Raw genomic sequence first — 18,528 nt, 5'->3', positions numbered from 1 at the left:
TGTCGGTTTTACTGGCATCGAATCAACCGTCCGACGGCAGGTAAAGGTTGCTCGCCTTCCTGCCCTGGCAACCGCGAGTTTCGGCGATCTGCTTGATTGTTACCACACCTGGCCCTGGCGCTTAAGTTCCAGGCGGCGCACAAACTCCTCCAGCACCAGGCCATACAGGTCGTCCTGCAAGTAGGCGTCTTCGATGCCCGCATCCAGGTTGGGGTTGTCGTTGACCTCGATCACCACCACCTTGTCGCCGGACTGCTTGAGGTCCACGCCATAGAGGCCGTCGCCGATCAGGTTGGCAGTCTTCACTGCCAGTTCCACCACGGCTTTTGGCGCTTCGTGGACCGCCAGGGTGCGACACTCACCGTTGACGGCCTGGCCAATGGCCTTGTGGTTGTAGATCTGCCAATGCCCCTTGGACATGAAGTACTGGCAGGCGAAAATCGGTTTACGGTTGAGCACGCCGATGCGCCAATCGTATTCGGTGTAGAAGAACTCTTGGGCCAGCAGCAGTACCGAATGCTCGAACAGCTCGGCCGTGGCCTTGAGCAACGCAGCCTGGCTTTCGACCTTTATCACCCCTCGGGAGAAACAGCCATCGGGGATCTTCAGCACCAGTGGGAAGCCCAGGCGTTCGCCGACGCGCTCGAAATCTTCCGGCCGCTCCTTGTAAAGAATCTCGGTGGCCGGCATGCCCAGTTGGTGGCTGTTCAGCAGGTCGGTGAGGTAGACCTTGTTGGTGCAGCGCAGGATCGATGCGGGGTCATCCATCACCACCAGCCCCTCGCTTTCGGCTTTCTTGGCGAAACGATAGGTATGGTTATCGACGCTGGTAGTCTCACGGATGAGCAAGGCGTCGTACTCGGCCAGGCGCGCGTAATCCTTGCGCTCGATCAACTCCACATCGATGCCCAGGCCCTTGCCGACCCGTATGAAATTTTCCAGGGCGCGGGGGTTGGACGGAGGCAGTTGCTCCTGAGGATCGTGAAGAATTGCCAGGTCATAACGGGCCAACCGACGTGAGCGCGGCTGACGCCAGACCTTGCGACTGAAGTTGTCGAGGGCGTGGGCGAATTGGTCTTCCTGATCGTCGCGTAACTTGTGCAATACGCCAGACTTAACGCCTTCGATATGCCAGCCGTTATGTTGACGGAATTCAACTAACAAGATCGGACATGGAAAGGTTTCAAACAACTGGCGCGCTAACTCCTGCAAAGGCTCTATCGTGGTCCGACCGAAATACAGTGTCAGGGTAAAGCCTTCGGTATTGCTGTAGAGATGATGACTCAGGGCCTTTTCCAGGCTTTTGTCCAGATCATCCAGAGACAGGCCATACAGGGCTTTCCTGGTCAGTTCGCTGATGGTGCGCACCGATGGAATCACCTTGTGCCCACGTGCCTCGGCCAGCAACGAGCAGTAGTAGCCGTGCCCCAGGTACTTGTAGCTGCGGCACAGGTTGATTACCTGTACGCGCTTGCCTGTCTCGTTTTCCCGGGTCTGCTCCAGGTACTCCTGGGCGGTGACGATATCCTCGCTGGGAAAATAGGAGGCCCAATCTTCCTTGCGCTCGACAATAATCACCACTTGGCTCGAACTTCGGGGTGGCGCGGAAAAATAACCGTTGGACGTTATTGTCGCCGCAACTGTTTGCTCGGATACTTGACGCCAATGACCTTGTACCGCCGACATAATAATTGATCCGCTTTAGAGAACTCGACCTTTTCTATTAAGCACGATCTTTTAGGGAAGTCCCGTTTCGTTACGCAACTTTTACGGTGGTCTTATGGCTCTTTTCTTTCGCGTTGCAACCCTCGACGATGTGCCTGCATTAGTGGCGTTGGAGCAGCAGTGTTTCAGCAGTGATCGGCTGTCTTCGCGCAGTCTGCGCTGGATGATCAGCCGGGCCAATGGCCAGTTGTGGCTTGTGCAACAGCACGGTGAACTGCTCGGCTATGGGCTGGTGCTGTTTCGTCGTGGCGCCCGGCTGGCGCGCTTGTATTCCATCGCCATTGCCGAGCACGCTCGAGGCATCGGTCTGGGCCATCAGTTACTGGAGCACATCGAAGCCTGCGCCCTGGCCAACGATTGCGCGTACCTGCGTCTGCAAGTGCGCACCGACAACCCCGGCGCACTCTCCCTGTATGAGCGCAATGGCTATCGGCGCTTTGCCTGGGTCGACGACTACTACGAAGATCACACAGCTGCCTTGTGCCTGGAAAAAACGCTCGCGCCTGCATCGGCCGTGGCTTCCAGCTCACGCACCAGCGGCAAAACACGTTTGCCGAAGTACTCCACCTCTTCCTGAAAATGCAGAAAGCCCGCGAGCACCAGGTCCACGCCCACGGCCTTGAGCGCGACAATGCGTTCGGCGATCTGCCGCGGGGTGCCGATCAGGTTGGTCTTGAAGCCATCGTTGTACTGCACCAGGTCTTCGAAGCTGGACTTGGCCCAGTTGCCCTCGCCTTCCGGCGAAGCCTTGCCCGCCTGCTTGGCGGCATCACCAAAAGCGTTGACCGCTTCCGGGTCGGCCTTGTCGATGATTTCCGCCAGCACGGCCCGGGCTTCTTCTTCGGTGTCGCGGGCGATCACAAAGGCGTTCACGCCGACCTTAACCGAATGGTGATTGGCAGCGGCCTTGGCGCGGATATCATCGACCTGGGCCTTGATGCCTTCGGGGGTGTTGCCGTTAGTGAAGTACCAGTCCGAGACCCGCGCCGCCATGTCCCGTGCCGCCCGTGAACTACCCCCCTGGAAAACCTCTGGCTGGCCCAATGGCATGGGCTTGAGGGTGTAGTTGTTGAAACGATAGAAATCGCCCTTGAAGGTGAAATCGTCCTGGGTCCAGATGCCTTTGAGGGCGCGGATGAATTCTTCTGAACGACGGTAGCGCTCATCGTGCTCCAGCCAGGGTTCGCCAATGGCCTGGAACTCGCCCTTGAACCAGCCACTGACGATATTCACCGCAATACGGCCGTTGGTGAGCTGGTCGATGGTCGCCAATTGCTTGGCCGCCAGCGCCGGTTGCCAGGGACCTGGCAGGATCGCCGCGATCACTTTGAGCGTGGTGGTCGCCGCCAGCAAAGCATGGCTGAACGCCACGGACTCATGCTGGTTTTCGGCGCCATAACCGGCGGTGAAGCGAATCTGGGTCAGGCCGTATTCAAAGCCTGCGGCTTCGGCCAACTGCGCCAGTTTGCGGTTGTAGTCGATGCCCCAGTGAGTGCGCTGTTCGATCTTGCTGACCACCAGCCCACCGCTGACGTTGGGCACCCAATAGGCAAATTTCACGGCTTGCTGACTCATCGGACGGTACCTCGCACAAATGGATGTCATGTAGCTTACGCAGCAAGCGTGCCAGTCACCCGCAAATGCCCGCGCCATGGGCGCTGCGTTAAAAAATCGGATATCTGATCAGCCTGCCGGCAATGTCACCGATCGCAGCGGTTTGTCGATCTGCTGTTGCAGGAGCAACACCCAATCACCCTCTCGCACCGCAAACAGGGGAGCAAAGTCCCGGCACGAACTGTGCAATCTCCAGCACATTCGATCACTGCCAGGAGCCCTACCCATGACTGAACATCAGGTCATCAACCCGCTGTCTACCGGCGCCGATTACCCTGCGCTGGCCGCACGTTTTCGGCCGATCTTCCAGCGCATCGCCGAGGGTGCGGTTGAGCGCGAGCACAGCCGCACACTGCCCTACGAACCGATTCAATGGCTCAAGGACGCTGGTTTTGGCGCGGTGCGGGTGCCGGTGGAATACGGCGGTGATGGCGCGTCACTGCCGCAGTTGTTTGAACTGTTGATCGAACTGGCAGCGGCCGACTCCAACGTGCCCCAGGCCCTGCGCGGGCACTTCGCATTTGCCGAAGACCGCCTGAATGCGCCACCCGGCGCAAGCCGTGATCTGTGGTTCAAGCGTTTTGTCGATGGCGATATCGTCGGCTGCGCCTGGACCGAAATCGGCACGGTGGCCATCGGTGAGGTGGTGACCCAGGTCAGCCCTGACGGCGACCGCTGGAAACTCAACGGCGAAAAGTTCTACAGCACCGGCAGCCTGTTCTCGGACTGGATCGATGTTTACGCTCAACGCAGCGACACCGGCGCCGCCGTGATCGCCGCCACCCGCACCCATCAGCCAGGCGTAGTGCAGCGCGATGACTGGGACGGCTTTGGCCAGCGCACCACCGGCAGCGGCACCTCGCGGTTTACCGACGCGGTGGTGGAAACTGAAAACCTGATCGACTTTGCCACCCGCTTCAAATACCAGACTGCGTTCTACCAACTGGTGTTGCTGGCGACACTGGCCGGTATCGGTCGCGCTGCGCTCATCGACGTGGGCCACCAGGTGCGCAACCGCCAGCGCATCTACAGCCATGGCAATGCAACGCACGTCAGCCAGGATGCGCAGGTGCAACAGGTGGTGGGCGAAGTCGCCGCGTTGGTATACGCCGCCCAGGCCAGCGCGTTGAAGGCCGCAGTGCCGGCGCAACAGGCTTATCTGGCGCGCTTTGGCGGCAATGACGTGGCCGAACACGAAGCCAATGTGGCGGCTGAGATTGAGTCGGCGACGGCGCAAGTGGTGGTTTCGGATTTGATCCAGCGTGCCACCAGCCAATTGTTCAACGCCTTAGGGGCCTCGGATGTGCGCCAAGGCAAGGCGCTGGACCGGCATTGGCGCAACGCACGGACGGTGTCTTCGCACAATCCGGTGATCTACAAGGCGCGGATCGTGGGCGACTGGGTGATCAACGGGACAGAGCCACCGTTTGTGTGGCAAATCGGCAACGGCCCGGCGAAGGCCTGAAGTTGATCTGGGTCAAACTGTGGGAGGGGGCTTGCTCCCGATAGCGGTGGGTCAGTCCTGAATGTATTTACTGACACTCCCTCATCGGGGCATAGGTATCTACACAACTTCAGTTCGCAGCCCCCCTACGGTAACCACGATGCGAAGCGAGCCGCTCTTGCTCTTGATCTGCTTTTGATCTTGATCTTAGGCGCCCCGTTAAACCACGCTGGCCGGAATTCGACAGGGATTTGGGGGGTAAACCGGCAGGGATGCCGGTTTAGCCGCCCCGCGCCATGGATGGCGCGTGGCGGCGGCCCCCCAAATCCATGGCGGATTACGGGCACACCGAGCCTAAGCGAGGTGCCGAGTGGTGGGGCAAGAGCCTTTTTGGTTACTTTTGGGGCTCTTTTCCAAAAGTGACCCGCTGTAAAAGCGGAACCAATATCAGCCGTTACCGCAGCAATGGATATGTACTCGGTCTAATCCAACATCCTGGTCGGCCCTGAGGCCGCCATCGGGAGCAAGCCCCCTCCCACAGGGTACAGCGCCGTACCAAAAGATGTGTAGATACCTATTCTCACATTTGGAGCACATGCAGCTCAGAACGCCAGCTTGTACCCCACCGCCATCAACATCACCGCCAGGCACGGACGTAACACGCTGTCGGAGATCTTGCCGGTCATATGGCTGCCGAAGTAGATCCCCGGCAACGAGCCCATCAGCAAGAAGCCCAGCAGATGCCAGTCCATATTGCCCATGCTCGCGTGGCCCAGGCCCGCCACCAGGGTCAGGGGCACGGCATGGGCAATTTCGGTGCCCACCAGACGGCGCGTGGCCAGGAACGGGTACAGAATAAACAGCGCCACCGTGCCGAGGGCGCCGGCGCCAATGGACGTCAGGGCTACCATGGTGCCAAGGACCGCGCCGGTCACCACGGTCAGGGCGTTCAGGTTGCGCGGGCGCATTTGGTAGTCATCACCGGCATGTCGCTGAGCAAAGGCCAACAGGCTTTTCTTGAACAGGATCGCCAATGCGGTCAGCAACAGCACAAAGCCCAGCGCCTGCTTGATCACCGCATTCATCGCGCTGGGGTCGGTGTGCAGGCTGGCCAGGAACCACAACGTCAAAAGCACCGCCGGCACACTGCCCAAGGTCAGCCAGCCAGTGATGGTCCAGTCGATGTTGCGGTTCTTGCTGTGCACCAGCACACCACCGGACTTGGTGATGGCGGCATACAGCAAGTCAGTGCCCACCGCCGTGGCCGGATTGATACCGAACCACAACAGAATCGGCGTCATCAGGGAGCCTCCACCGACACCGGTCATGCCGACGATAAAACCAACGATCAGGCCGGCAACCACGAAACCAATATTACCCACATCCATTACAGCTACCTGCGGCCTTATAAATTTCTGGGCGCAGGATAGCGATTTTTCTTATAACCACTTATATCAATATGATCTGACTTTATGCCTTTTCTGCCAGACGATGGCAGACATAGGGCTGGGTCTGATACCGGAACGCTACAGTGTCACGCCCACGCAGCGCTGTGTGTGTGTCGATCAACTCGCACAATGGCTCGGTCGCCGTGGCCTTTTGCGCGGCTGGTAGCGCCGCGATGAAGCTTACCGACAGGAAGCGATCCATGATCACTTCCTGGGGTTGCCACATGCTGATACGCAAAACAGCTCATTTCAGGTGCGGAAAAGTACTCACCCGTGAAGGCTTCGCGCCAACGCCCTGTATGAAAACGCGGCGTGTCGCCTCATAGGGCGGGTGCGGGCGCACAGTGTGCGCCCTCTGAAGTTTATTTTCTAACCGGTGCATCCAATCGGGCGTGTCGCGTGTAGTCCTTGCAGTCACCCCGCTGTTTTACTCAAATGGAGCACTACCCATGAACGCTAAAACACTGTTCTGCTTCGCGGCTGCACTCACCGCCGCGCCTGCGGTTTTCGCCCAGACCGGCTTGCCTGAAAGTATCAAGGTGCCCGACGGGCACAAGATTACGATGGAAACCACCGGGGTCGGCGAAATCACCTACGAATGCCGTGACAAAGCCAACGCCGTCGGCCAGACCGAGTGGTTCTTTGTCGGCCCCAAAGCCGTGTTGAATGACCGCAGCGGCAAGCCGGTGGGCAGCTACTTCGGCCCGCCCGCCACCTGGCAAGCCCAGGACGGCTCGAAAATCACCGGTACCCAACTGGCGGTAGCACCTTCAAGTGCAGGCAACCTGCCCTATCAACTGGTCAAGGCCAACCCGGCTGAAGGTAAAGGTGCCATGAGCGGGGTGAGTTACATCCAGCGGGTCGCCCTCAAAGGCGGTGTGGCGCCTAGCAGCGAATGCACGGTGGCGAACAAAGGCCAGCAGGCTGTGGTGAAGTATCAGGCCGACTACATCTTCTGGGCGGCCAACTGAGCAAACTCGGCTACGCTGTCTGTGGCGAGTGCGCTCGCCACAGGACTCAGCCATTTTAAGGATGCCGTGTTTGTTTGATTATCAAGCCTGCCTGGCGGCATGTGCCCGTGGCGACCAACGCGCCTTGCGCCAACTCTATGCCGAGGACAGCAGCCGCTTGCTCGGCGTGGCGTTGCGCATTGTGCGTGACAAAGCCCTGGCCGAAGATGTCGTGCATGACGCGTTTATCAAGGTCTGGCGCGGCGCTGGCAGTTTCGACCCAAGCCGCGGTTCGGCACGGGGCTGGGTGTTCAGCATCACCCGGCACCTGGCGCTCAATGCCGTGCGCAATCACTACCGGGAAGTGGCATTGAGCGATGAACACGAGCAGCTCGCCGCCGCCAATGACAGCTTCGAATTCAGCGCCCGAGAAGGCCAGGTGTACAACTGCCTGGAACAACTCGACCCGACCCGTCGCACGTGCATTCTTCACGCCTATGTCGACGGTTATTCCCACAACGAAATCGCCCGGAAACTGGACACGCCCCTGGGCACCGTCAAAGCCTGGATCAAACGGAGCCTCGTCGCGCTGCGCGAGTGCATGGCATGAGCAACCCACTGGATGAACTCGCCAGCGAATACGTGCTGGGCACCCTGCCCGCCAACCAACGCGCCGAGGTCGAGCAACGCTTGAAACATGACAGCGAGCTGCGTGCGGCGGTGGATGCCTGGGAACAGCGTCTGCTCCCACTGACCGCCTTGGCCGAGCCCGTGCCGCCATCCGCACAGCTGTGGCGGCGCATTGAACACAGCACGGCAAACCAGGATGCCGGCGTGCCTTGGTGGAACCTGCTGTCGCTCTGGCGTGGATTGGCTGGCGCAGGTTTGGTGACCACACTGGTGTTGGCCGCACTGTTGCTGACCCGCCCGCCCGTAGCCGACTCGACGTTTGTGGTGGTGTTGGTTGCGCCACAGAGCCAGACACCCGGTTGGGTGATCCAGGCCAGCCATGACCAACAGATCCAACTGATTCCGCTAGGCGTAATGGAAGTACCGAACGACAAAGCCCTGCAGTTCTGGACCAAAGGCGATGGCTGGCAGGCTCCGGTGTCGTTGGGGCTGGTCAAGCCAGGGCAAACGCTCTCGGTACCGCTGGACAAGCTGCCGCCGCTTGCGCCCAACCAGCTGTTCGAGCTGACCCTGGAAGACCCGCGTGGCTCGCCGACCGGTAAACCGACCGGGCCGATCCAGGCCATCGGCCGCGCGGTCAAAGTGCTCTGATCAGCTTGCGCTGGGCAACCACACCCGAAACCGCGCGCCGCCCAGAGGCGAGGCCAGGGCTGTCAAGGTGCCGCCCTGGGCCTCTAGGGCACGTCGGCTGATCGCCAGGCCCAGGCCGAAGCCGCCGGTGGCACGGTCGCGGCTGCGGTCCAGGCGGTAGAACGGTTCGAAGATGCGCTCGCGCTGGTCCATCGGTATGCCGATGCCGTCGTCGTCCACCCAGATTTCGCAGCCGTTGGGACACACCTTGACCCCCACCTGAATGCGTTTGTCGCAATAGCGCGTCGCGTTGCGCAGCAGGTTCTGCAAGGCGCGGGCGGTAAGGCGCGGGTCGAGGCTGAAGCGCTCCACGGTGCAGTCGAGCGCCACGTCGATGACAATCTCGGGGTTTTCCAGCTCGTCGTCGACGCTGCCCAGCACGCTGTCGATAAACTCATCGAGCGCCACCTCGACCCGTTCGGGCAATTGCGCAGGATTTTGCAGGCGGCTGTAGGACAGCAATTCCAGCACCAGTTCATCCAGCTCGCGAATATGCGCCACCAGGCTTTGCAGACGCTCGCGACTGGCCTGGGGCAAGTCTTCGGAGAGCGCCAGCGCCAGGCCGAAATCCAGGCGGGTGAGCGGTGTGCGCAGTTCGTGGGAGACCGCATTGAGCAAGTCGCGCTGCTGGTTCAGCAGGTGCTCGATATCGTCGGCCATGGTGTCGAACACCGTCGCCAGGCTGCCGATGCTGGAGCTGGGCGGAAGGCGCGTGCGCTCTCCGAGGTGGCCCTTGCCCAACAGCGCGGCGGTGCTTTTGAGGCGCTCCAGGTCACGCCAGTGCGGGCGCAGCCACACCAGCAGGCACGCCAGCAGCGCCGCGCCGATCAGCACGTTCATCGACCAGTACAGCAGGTTCATGTCCAGCGGGTCCGGCGGAATGGTCAGCTTGACCGCGAACTGCTGGTTGATCGGCGAGCTGATTTCTTCCATCCAGCCCCACTCGCCCAGGCGGATCACCGACTTGCCTTGCTCCAGCAGTTGTTCTTCCTGCGGCGTATAGCGAGCGTCCTGGCGCAGCAACAGTTCAACCTTCAATGGCGCAAAATCGCGGCTCAACTGGTCGGTCACCTGGGACCAGTGCTCCACCGGTGCGCGCTGGTATTGCTTGACCATCAGCTTTTGCAGGCCACGGGACTGCTCGATGTTGTAGTCCATGTAGCGGTGTTCGAACAGTTGGATCACCAGCTTGGGAATCAGAAAGATGGCTGCGCTGTAGGTGACGATAGTGATCAGGTAGAGGCGTAGCAGCACACGGAACATGGTTCAGCATTCCCACTCGGAGCGGCTGAACAGATAGCCCTTGCCCCACACGGTCTTGATCTTGCGCGCCTCGCCGGCGTGGTCGTCGAACTTGCGCCGCAACTTGGAAATGGCCACGTCCACCGAGCGATCGGTACCGTTGAACTCGATGCCGCGAAGGCGTTGCAGGATCTGGTCGCGGCTGAGCACTTCACCGGCGTGGCGCGCCAGTACCACCAGCAGGTTGTATTCGCCGCTGGACAGCTCCACCGCCTGCTCGCGCCAGGTGACGGTGCGTTCCGACAAGTCGATGCACAGGTTGCCCATGATGATCCGGTCGTTGGCCACCTGGGGCTCGGACAGGCTGCTACGGCGCAGCAGCGTGCGCACCCGGGCCAGCAGCACGCGCGGCTCGCAGGGTTTGGTCACATAATCGTCGGCACCCATTTCCAGGCCCAGCACCTGGTCGTGGCTGTCGTCGCGGGCGGTCAGCATCAGGATCGGCAAGCCCGCCGAGTCGGCGCGCAGCAGGCGGCAGACTTGCAGGCCGTCCAGGCCCGGCAACATCAGGTCGAGGATCACCAGGTCCGGCGGGTTGAGACGCGCACGTTCGCGTACGTGGTCGCCACGGCTGAGCACACTGACGTGATAGCCATTGCGTTCCAGGTAGCTGGCGATCAGCTCGGAGAGTGCGGCGTCGTCTTCGACCAGAAGGATGTTGGGCATAGGGTGTTTCCAGAAAATACACTGATAAGTCGTACACAAATCCCATGTGGGAAGGGGCTTGCTCCCTCCCACATTTGATCTTCATTGTGAGCAAGGTTGTGCAAGGATATACGCCCCCGACGCCACGCGCGCCGTACCTTACACTTCTTCACACACGACCTACACAGCTTCACAGCACCACGGCGCAGGTGACTTTAGGATGCGCCAGTCAATATTGGGATAAGAGCATGTCGAAGAATCTATTTGCGCCGTTTTGCCTGTTGGCCCTCACACTGGCGCTGAGCGCGTGTGGTCAGTCTGCAGACGAGGCGCCGGAAATGCCCCTGGCCAAAGTGCGCATCGAAACCCTGCAGGCCAAGCCCCTGTCCATTAGCAGCGAACTGAGCGGGCGTATCGCCGCGCCGCGCATTGCCGAAGTGCGTGCCCGAGTGGCCGGTGTGGTCATGCAGCGTGTGTTCAAGGAAGGTCACGATGTGAAACAGGGCGACGTGCTGTTCCGCATCGACCCGGCGCCCTTCAAGGCTGACCTGGACAGCGCCCAGGCCAACCTGAGCAAGGCCCAAGCCAATGCGTTCCAGGCCCGCCTGCAAGAGCAGCGCTACAGCCAGTTGGTTGAAGGCAACGCCATCAGCGGCCAGGAATACGACAACGCCCGCGCCGCCCTGCGCCAGACCAACGCAGAGGTTGCTGCGCAAAAGGCTGCCGTCGAGCGCGCCAGGCTGAACCTGGGCTATGCCACCGTGACCGCGCCGATTTCCGGCCGCATCGGCCGTGCCCTGGTGACCGAAGGCGCGCTGGTCGGCCAGAACGAAGCCACGCCGCTGGCGATCATCCAGCAACTGGACCCGATCCACGCCGACCTCACCCAGTCCACCCGTGAGTTGAACGACCTGCGCCGCGCCTTTCGTGCCGGCAGCTTGAAGCAGGTCGGCCAGGACCAGGCCAAGGCCACCCTGATCCAGGACGACGGCAGCCTGTACCCGTTGCCGGGCAAACTGCTGTTCGCCGAGATCAGCGTTGACCCGGGCACCGGGCAAATCACGCTGCGCAGCGAGTTCCCCAACCCGGACCTCGACCTGTTGCCCGGCAGTTTCGTACGGGTGCGCCTGGAGCAGGCCGTGGACAAGCAAGGCATCAGCGTGCCGCAACGTGCCATCACCCGTGACAGCGCCGGCATCCCGATGGTGTTGCTGCTGGACGCCGAGCAGACCGTCAGCCAGCAGCCGGTGGAATTGGGCGCGGTGATCGAAGATCGCTGGATTGTCAGCAGCGGCCTCAAGCCCGGCGACCGCATCATCGTCGAGGGCCTGCAACACGCACGCGCCGGTGAAAAAGTTGAAGTGGACGACAGCCCGCTCGTAAAGGAATAACCCGTCATGCCGCAGTTCTTTATTGACCGCCCGATTTTTGCCTGGGTGGTGGCCCTGTTTATCCTGCTGGCTGGCTTCCTGGCGATCCCGCAGTTGCCGGTAGCCCAGTACCCCAACGTCGCGCCACCGAAGGTGGAAATCTACGCGGTGTACCCAGGTGCTTCGGCCCAGACCCTGGATGAAAGCGTGGTCAGCCTGATCGAGCAGGAGCTCAACGGTGCCGATCACCTGCTGTATTTCGAATCCCAGAGCAGCCTGGGTTCGGCGACGATCACCGCGACCTTCCAGCCGGGCACCGACCCGGAAATGGCCCAAGTGGATGTGCAGAACCGCCTCAAGGTGGTCGAGCCGCGACTGCCGCAAGCCGTGACCCAGCAAGGCTTGCAGGTGGAAAAAGTCTCCGCCGGCTTCCTGCTGCTGGTGACCTTGACCTCCAGCGACGGCAAGCTCGATGACGTTGCGCTCAGCGACTACCTGGCGCGCAACGTGATGAACGAACTCAAGCGCCTGGACGGCGTCGGCAAGGCCCAGCTGTATGGCGCCGAACGCGCCATGCGCATCTGGATCGACCCGCAGAAGCTGATCGGTTTCAACCTCACGCCGGCCGATGTCAACGCGGCGATCAGCGCCCAGAACGCCCAGGTCTCGGCGGGCAGCATCGGTGACTTGCCGGGCACCAACACCCAGGAAATCACCGCGGCAATCCTGGTCAAGGGCCAGCTGTCGACCCCGGCGGAATTTGCCGATATCGTGCTCAAGGCCAACCCCGACGGCTCTACCGTACGCATCGGTGATGTGGCGCGGGTCGAAGTCGGCAGCCAGGAATACCAGTTCTCTACTCGCCTGAACGGCAAGCCCTCCACCGCCGTCAGCGTGCAATTGTCGCCGGGCGCCAACGCGCTGAGCACCGCAACCCTGGTGCGGGCAAAGATGGACGAACTGTCGCGCTATTTCCCGGCCAATGTGGAATACAAGATCCCCTACGACACCTCGCCGTTCGTCAAGGTCTCGATCACCAAGGTGGTCTACACCTTGCTTGAGGCCATGGCGCTGGTGTTTGCGGTGATGTTCCTGTTCCTGCAGAACGTGCGCTACACCCTGATCCCCACGCTGGTAGTGCCAATTGCGTTGATGGGCACCTTTGCCACCATGCTGTTGCTGGGCTTCTCGATCAACGTGCTGACCATGTTCGGCATGGTATTGGCCATCGGCATCCTGGTGGACGATGCCATCGTGGTGGTGGAAAACGTCGAACGCATCATGGCCACCGAGGGCTTGTCACCCAAGGACGCGACGAAAAAAGCCATGGGCCAGATCACCGGTGCCATCGTCGGTATCACCCTGGTGCTGGTGGCGGTGTTCCTGCCGATGGCGTTCATGCCAGGTTCTGTGGGGGTGATCTACCAGCAGTTCTCGCTGTCGATGGCCACCTCGATCCTGTTCTCGGCGTTCCTGGCCCTGACCTTGACTCCGGCCCTGTGCGCCACCTTGCTCAAGCCGATTGCCAAGGGCGAGCACCACGCCAAGGGTGGCTTCTTCGGCTGGTTCAACAAGCGCTTTGACCAACTCACCAATCGCTATGAAGGCTGGGTGGCGTACGCCCTCAAGCGCAGCGGCCGCTACCTGCTGATCTACCTGGTATTGCTGGTGGGCATGGGGCTGTTGTTCAGCCGCTTGCCCTCCTCGTTCCTGCCGGTGGAGGACCAGGGCTACACCATCACCGATATCCAGCTGCCACCGGGTGCCAGCAAGAACCGTACGGTGCAGGTGGCCGAACAGATCGAAGCGCACAACGCAGGCGAGCCTGGAGTGGGTGACACCACCATGATCATGGGCTTCAGTTTCTCCGGCTCCGGACAGAACGCGGCGCTGGCATTTACCACGCTCAAGGACTGGTCGGAACGCGGCAGTGATGATTCGGCAGCGTCGATTGCCGACCGCGCCAACATGGCCTTCAGCGAACTCAAGGATGCGATTGCCTATGCCGTCCTGCCACCGCCGGTAGACGGCCTCGGCACCTCCAGTGGGTTCGAGTTCCGCTTGCAGGACCGTGGCGGCGTTGGCCACGCCGGGTTGATGGCTGCGCGTACCGAACTGCTGGACGCTGCGGCAAAAAGCCCGATCCTGGCCAACGTGCGCGAAAGCGCCCTGGCCGAAGCCCCGCAAGTGCAACTGGAAGTCGACCGCAAGCAAGCCAATGCCTTGGGCGTGTCGTTTGCCGACGTCGGCAATGTGCTCTCCTCGGCGATTGGTTCGGCGTATATCAATGACTTCCCCAACCAGGGCCGTATGCAGCGGGTGGTGGTGCAGGCCGAAGGCGACCAGCGCAGCCAGGTGGCCGACCTGATGAAGATCAACGTGCGCAACAACGCCGGCAAGATGGTGCCGCTGTCGGCCTTTGTCGAAGCCAAGTGGACCCAGGGCCCGACGCAGTTGACCCGCTATAACGGCTACCCGGCCATCGCCATCAGCGGTGAAGCGGCGCCGGGGCACAGCACCGGCGAGGCCATGGAGGAAATCCAGCGCCTGGTCAGCCAGTTGCCTGCGGGCCTGGGCCAGGAATGGACCGGCTTGTCCTTGCAGGAACGCCTGTCCGGCTCCCAGGCACCGTTGCTGCTGGTGCTGTCGTTGCTGATCGTGTTCCTGTGCCTAGCTGCCTTGTACGAAAGCTGGTCGATCCCGACTTCGGTGTTGCTGGTGGTGCCCCTGGGCGTGCTTGGCGCAGTCCTGGCTGTGTCCCTGCGTGGCATGCCTAACGATGTGTTCTTCAAGGTCGGCCTGATCACCATCATCGGCCTGTCGGCGAAAAACGCGATCCTGATCATCGAGTTCGCCAAGGACCTGTATGACCAGGGCGAGGACTTGATCGACGCCACCCTGAAGGCTGCACGGTTACGACTGCGACCAATCATCATGACCTCGCTGGCGTTTATCCTCGGCGTTGTGCCGCTGGCAATTGCCAGCGGGGCCAGTTCGGCCAGCCAGCAGGCGATTGGTACCGGTGTGATTGGCGGGATGATCACGGCGACCTTGGCGGTGGTGTTTGTGCCGGTGTTCTTTGTGGTGGTGATGAAGCTGGTGCGCAAGCGACACAACAAAGATTAATCCAATGTGGGAGGGGGCTTGCTCCCGATGGCGGTGTGTCAGTCCGCATATTTGGCACTGATACACTGCCATCGGGAGCAAGCCCCCTCCCACAGGATCAGGTACAGTCTGCTCAACTATCGCCAGCTGTGACCAACCATGCCCTTCCTCGCCCGCACCCACCCTCGCCTCTCGTCCGCAGCCGTACTGGGCCTTGTCGTGGGCATTCTGGTACCGGCCGACACTCTCGCCAGCAAAATCCTGATCGGCTGGAACGCCGGAGTCTGGACCTACCTGGTATTGATGCTATGGCTGACCATTCGCGCCAAGGCCGAAGACGTCAAGCGCATCGCCGAAATCGAGGACGAGAACGCCGGCCTGGTGCTGTTCATGGTGTGCATCGCCGCCATCGCCAGCCTGGCGACCATTACCTTCGAACTGGTCGGCAGCAAGGACCTGGCCACCTCCGAGCGCCTGCTGCACTACGGCTTTACAGGGCTGACGGTGATCGGCTCATGGCTGCTGATCGGGGTGATTTTCAGCGTGCACTACGCCAGGCTCTATTACACTTGGCCGGGCAAGGAACCGGCGCTGCGCTTTGCCGAAGGCTTGCTCACCCCTAACTACTGGGACTTCTTGTATTTTTCCTTCACCATCGGTGTGGCGGTGCAAACCTCGGATGTCGGCGTCGCTACCCGTGGCCTGCGCAAGGTGGTGCTGGGGCAGTCGTTGATCGGGTTTCTATTCAATACCGCCATCCTGGGGTTTTCGATCAACATCGCCGCCGGGCTGTTCGGCTAGGGCTGCACAAACCTTCTAGACGCTCACACAACCGCCGAGCATGAATACGCTTAACTTTTCCATCTAGGTGGTTTATGGCCGCGCACAATTGGATCGACCTATCCCAGGACGCCGACACCCGCATCGAGACGTTGCGCGCGCATTTCGAAGGCCACGCCTACGACCCCCATTGGCACGATAGCTACCTGATCGGCGTCACCGAACAAGGCGTGCAGCAGTTCAATTGCCGCCGCACCCGCCATAACAGCGTACCCGGCCAGGTGTTCCTGCTGGAGCCCGGCGAGTTGCATGACGGCGACGCACCAACGGTAGATGGCTTCACCTATCACATGCTCTACCTCGACCCGCAATGGCTGGCACGGGAAGTGAGTGCGGTGTTTGAAGAGGCGCCTGCCAACAGCCAGTTGAGCTTTGCCAATACCTTGATCTGCGACCCACGCCTGGCGTTGGCCACCAGCCAAGCGTTCCAGTCGCTGCATAGCAGCGAATTGCGCATCGTGCGCCAGCGTGCGATGGACCAGTTGTTGGAGCTCATCACCGGCCAACTTTACTGGCGCACCCGTTATCACCCAGACCCGCGTCTGCCACAGGTGGCCCACAAGGCCCGGGAATATCTGCATGCACATATGCATCACGACGTGGGTATGGATGAACTGGCGCGGGCCTGCAACGTCGACCGTTTCCGCCTGACCCGTGCCTTCAAGAGCGCCTTCGGCTTGGCGCCCCATGCTTATCTGGTGCAACTGCGCCTGGCGCGTGCCCGGCACTTGTTGGCTAAAGGCGAGCCGCCAGCGCAAGTGGCCACTCTGCTGGGCTTTGCCGACCAGAGCCACCTGGGCCGCTGGTTTATGCGCGCCTACGGTCTGACCCCGGCGGCCTATCGCAAGCGTTGCTCAAATCTTCCAGACAGGTAGCGCGTGGGTTTGTGAAGCTCGACTCCATCGATTGGTATACCGGAGCCTCCCCTCCATGCAGTCCACGTTGTTCCCTTTCATGCTGTTTGCATTCGTCGCCTCCATTACCCCCGGCCCCACCAATATCCTGGTGCTGAGCAACAGCGCCCGTTACGGTTTAAAGGCTGCGCTGCCGATCATTTTCGGTGCCTGCGCGGGAGCTGCGGGGATCGTGCTGCTGGTGGGCTGCGGGATCGGCCAGTCGCTGGTGCAAATGCCCAAGGTGCAAACCGCGATGCAATGGGTCGGCGTAGCCTGGCTGAGTGTCCTGGCCTGGCGAATCTTCAGCGCCCCGGCTCAAACCATCCAGGCCGATGCCAGGCAAGAACCCTTGGGCCTGTCCGGTGCCGCAGCGCTGCAATTGGTCAACCCCAAGACCTGGGTGATGGCGCTGGCAGTGGTGAGCGTATTTGCGGGTACTGGCGCGCAACGCGAGAGCCAGGTGATGTACCTGTCTTTGGTTTTTTTTCTGATTTCACTTCCCTGCCTGGGTCTGTGGGCACTGCTGGGCTCGGGTTCAGCCCGGATATTGCGGTCGGCCCGAGCCATGCAATGGTTCAATCGCGCGATGGCGCTGGTGCTGCTAGCTGCAACCTGGGTGAGCGTGTTTCGCTGAATACCCGGTCATCCGGTCACGTCCTACAATTTCTTGACGACTTTCCTACTTTAATGGTTTCCTGAAACCGGTTTCAGTCATTCCAATAAGAACAGAAGGTCAATGGCCGTGAACAACTTTTCCGCCGCCCAGCGCAGCCGCGTGACCATGCTCGATGTCGCCGAGCGCGCAGGTGTGTCCAAGGCCAGCGTCTCGCGCTTCATCGGCGATGACCGCGCCCTGCTCTCCGATGCCATCGCCCTGCGCATCGAACAGGCTATCGACGAACTCGGCTATCACCCCAACCAGATGGCCCGCGGCCTCAAACGTGGGCGCACGCGCCTGATCGGTATGCTGGTGGCTGATATCCGCAACCCTTATTCCATTGCCGTGATGCACGGCGTCGAAACCGCCTGCCGCCAGCACGGCTACAGCCTGGTGGTGTGCAACACCGACCGCGATGACGAACAGGAGCGCCAACACCTGGCAGCGCTGCGCTCGTACAACATCGAAGGGTTGATCGTGAACACCCTCGGCCACCACCTCGACCAACTGCTGGAACTGCAACGGGAAATGCCGCTGGTGCTGGTGGACCGCAAGGTCGAGCCGTTGCACAGCGACCTGGTGGGGCTGGATAACCCGGCGGCGGTGCGTATTGCGGTAGAGCATCTTGAGCAACAGGGTTATCGCGACGTGCTGCTGGTAAGCGAAGCCACCGACGGCACCAGCTCGCGTCTTGAGCGCCTGGAGAGTTTCACCACCGAGATTGCCAAACGCCCGGCGTTGGCCGGTGCCGTGGTTGAGCTGAACGGCGAACTGGAAAAACGTCTGCAAGCCTTTCTCGCCAAGCCCGGCCCCAAGGCGCTGTTTTGCGCCAACGGTGTTGCTGCGCTGGCCTGCACACGTGCACTCAAGGCATTGGGTTGCGAGCTGTTCACCGACGTGGGCCTGATTGCCCTGGATGACCTGGACTGGTACCCGCTGGTGGGTAACGGCATCACCGCCCTCGCCCAGCCGACGCAAGCGATTGGTGCCAGCGCTTTTGACTGTTTGCTCAAGCGTCTGCGCGGCGATACGGCACCAGCCCGCACCCTGGATTTCTTGCCCGAGCTGATTGTTCGTGGCTCCACACAACGCCCTGTGGGAGGGGACTTGCCCTCGATAGCAGTACATCAGCTACAAATGAGCTGACTGGCACACTGTAATCGGGGGCAAGCCCCCTCCCACATTTGTTCTGCGCATGAAAATGAAACCGG

Annotated in this window: 15 protein-coding genes and 2 pseudogenes; 11 read left to right on the top strand and 6 right to left on the bottom strand. The window is 61.1% G+C overall.

Annotated features, from left to right (window positions below):
* Positions 1-99 precede the first annotated feature (99 nt).
* Positions 100-1,686, bottom strand: coding sequence for a RimK family protein (locus FW800_RS08090; protein WP_078821472.1), 1,587 nt, complete (start codon positions 1,684-1,686; stop codon positions 100-102).
* A gap of 94 nt (positions 1,687-1,780) precedes the next feature.
* Here FW800_RS08090 and FW800_RS08085 point away from each other — a divergent pair.
* Positions 1,781-2,224 (top strand): annotated as a pseudogene (locus FW800_RS08085) (GNAT family N-acetyltransferase); the annotation flags it as partial.
* Here the strand turns inward: FW800_RS08085 and sfnG are convergent.
* Positions 2,191-3,300: a dimethylsulfone monooxygenase SfnG gene (sfnG, locus tag FW800_RS08080; protein WP_446437384.1), complete on the bottom strand. Its 1,110-nt coding sequence runs from the start codon at positions 3,298-3,300 to the stop codon at positions 2,191-2,193. The pseudogene FW800_RS08085 and the gene sfnG sit on opposite strands and share 34 nt — an antisense overlap.
* 265 nt (positions 3,301-3,565) lie before the next feature.
* Here sfnG and FW800_RS08075 point away from each other — a divergent pair, with 265 nt between their 5' ends.
* The gene (locus FW800_RS08075) at positions 3,566-4,804 is read left to right on the top strand and encodes an acyl-CoA dehydrogenase family protein (protein WP_446437383.1); all 1,239 of its coding nucleotides are present in this window, start codon (positions 3,566-3,568) and stop codon (positions 4,802-4,804) included.
* Positions 4,805-5,385: 581 nt separating this feature from the next.
* Here the strand turns inward: FW800_RS08075 and FW800_RS08070 are convergent.
* Entirely contained in the window at positions 5,386-6,171 is a 786-nt protein-coding gene (locus tag FW800_RS08070; RefSeq protein WP_446437382.1) for a sulfite exporter TauE/SafE family protein, read from the bottom strand.
* Positions 6,172-6,253: 82 nt separating this feature from the next.
* Positions 6,254-6,551 (bottom strand): annotated as a pseudogene (locus tag FW800_RS08065) (class I SAM-dependent methyltransferase); the annotation flags it as partial.
* Between the two features lie 129 nt (positions 6,552-6,680).
* On the opposite strand from FW800_RS08065, the gene FW800_RS08060 reads away from it, so the two are divergent.
* From FW800_RS08060 to FW800_RS08050, 3 genes are all read left to right on the top strand, one after another.
* Positions 6,681-7,202, top strand: coding sequence for a DUF3455 domain-containing protein (locus FW800_RS08060; protein WP_103734302.1), 522 nt, complete (start codon positions 6,681-6,683; stop codon positions 7,200-7,202).
* Between the two features lie 61 nt (positions 7,203-7,263).
* Positions 7,264-7,791, top strand: a complete 528-nt coding sequence (locus FW800_RS08055) for a sigma-70 family RNA polymerase sigma factor (RefSeq protein ID WP_103734303.1) — start codon at positions 7,264-7,266, stop codon at positions 7,789-7,791.
* Positions 7,788-8,462 (top strand): anti-sigma factor, encoded by a 675-nt coding sequence (locus tag FW800_RS08050; RefSeq protein WP_078821477.1) that lies wholly within the window; start codon positions 7,788-7,790, stop codon positions 8,460-8,462. Before FW800_RS08055 ends, FW800_RS08050 begins: the two co-directional genes overlap by 4 nt.
* On the opposite strand, the gene FW800_RS08045 is transcribed toward FW800_RS08050, so the two are convergent.
* Together FW800_RS08045 and FW800_RS08040 are read right to left on the bottom strand one after the other, a co-directional pair.
* Positions 8,463-9,764 (bottom strand): ATP-binding protein, encoded by a 1,302-nt coding sequence (locus tag FW800_RS08045; protein ID WP_078821478.1) that lies wholly within the window; start codon positions 9,762-9,764, stop codon positions 8,463-8,465. It lies immediately after the preceding gene.
* A gap of 3 nt (positions 9,765-9,767) precedes the next feature.
* Positions 9,768-10,469 carry a response regulator transcription factor gene (locus FW800_RS08040; protein ID WP_005788610.1) on the bottom strand — a complete coding sequence of 234 codons (702 nt, stop codon included), beginning with the start codon at positions 10,467-10,469 and terminating at the stop codon, positions 9,768-9,770.
* Between the two features lie 227 nt (positions 10,470-10,696).
* On the opposite strand from FW800_RS08040, the gene FW800_RS08035 reads away from it, so the two are divergent.
* From FW800_RS08035 to FW800_RS08010, 6 genes are all read left to right on the top strand, one after another.
* Positions 10,697-11,839, top strand: a complete 1,143-nt coding sequence (locus FW800_RS08035) for an efflux RND transporter periplasmic adaptor subunit (RefSeq protein ID WP_446437381.1) — start codon at positions 10,697-10,699, stop codon at positions 11,837-11,839.
* Between the two features lie 6 nt (positions 11,840-11,845).
* Complete coding sequence (locus FW800_RS08030) at positions 11,846-14,944, top strand: multidrug efflux RND transporter permease subunit (protein WP_446437380.1); 3,099 nt, start codon at positions 11,846-11,848, stop codon at positions 14,942-14,944.
* A 138-nt stretch (positions 14,945-15,082) separates the two neighbouring features.
* Entirely contained in the window at positions 15,083-15,724 is a 642-nt protein-coding gene (locus FW800_RS08025) for a DUF1345 domain-containing protein (RefSeq protein WP_046067928.1), read from the top strand.
* A gap of 74 nt (positions 15,725-15,798) precedes the next feature.
* The gene (locus tag FW800_RS08020; protein ID WP_446437379.1) at positions 15,799-16,638 is read left to right on the top strand and encodes an AraC family ligand binding domain-containing protein; all 840 of its coding nucleotides are present in this window, start codon (positions 15,799-15,801) and stop codon (positions 16,636-16,638) included.
* Positions 16,639-16,693: 55 nt separating this feature from the next.
* A complete protein-coding gene (locus FW800_RS08015; RefSeq protein ID WP_446437378.1) occupies positions 16,694-17,293 on the top strand; it encodes a LysE family translocator in 600 nt (199 codons plus the stop codon).
* 102 nt (positions 17,294-17,395) lie between these two features.
* Positions 17,396-18,463, top strand: a complete 1,068-nt coding sequence (locus FW800_RS08010; protein ID WP_446437377.1) for a LacI family DNA-binding transcriptional regulator — start codon at positions 17,396-17,398, stop codon at positions 18,461-18,463.
* The last annotated feature ends 65 nt before the right edge of the window (positions 18,464-18,528 follow it).

This window comes from Pseudomonas sp. 910_23 (assembly GCF_052850795.1).
The sequence above is the reverse complement of the archived record's forward strand: the minus strand, read 5'-3'. Positions and strand labels throughout refer to the sequence as shown.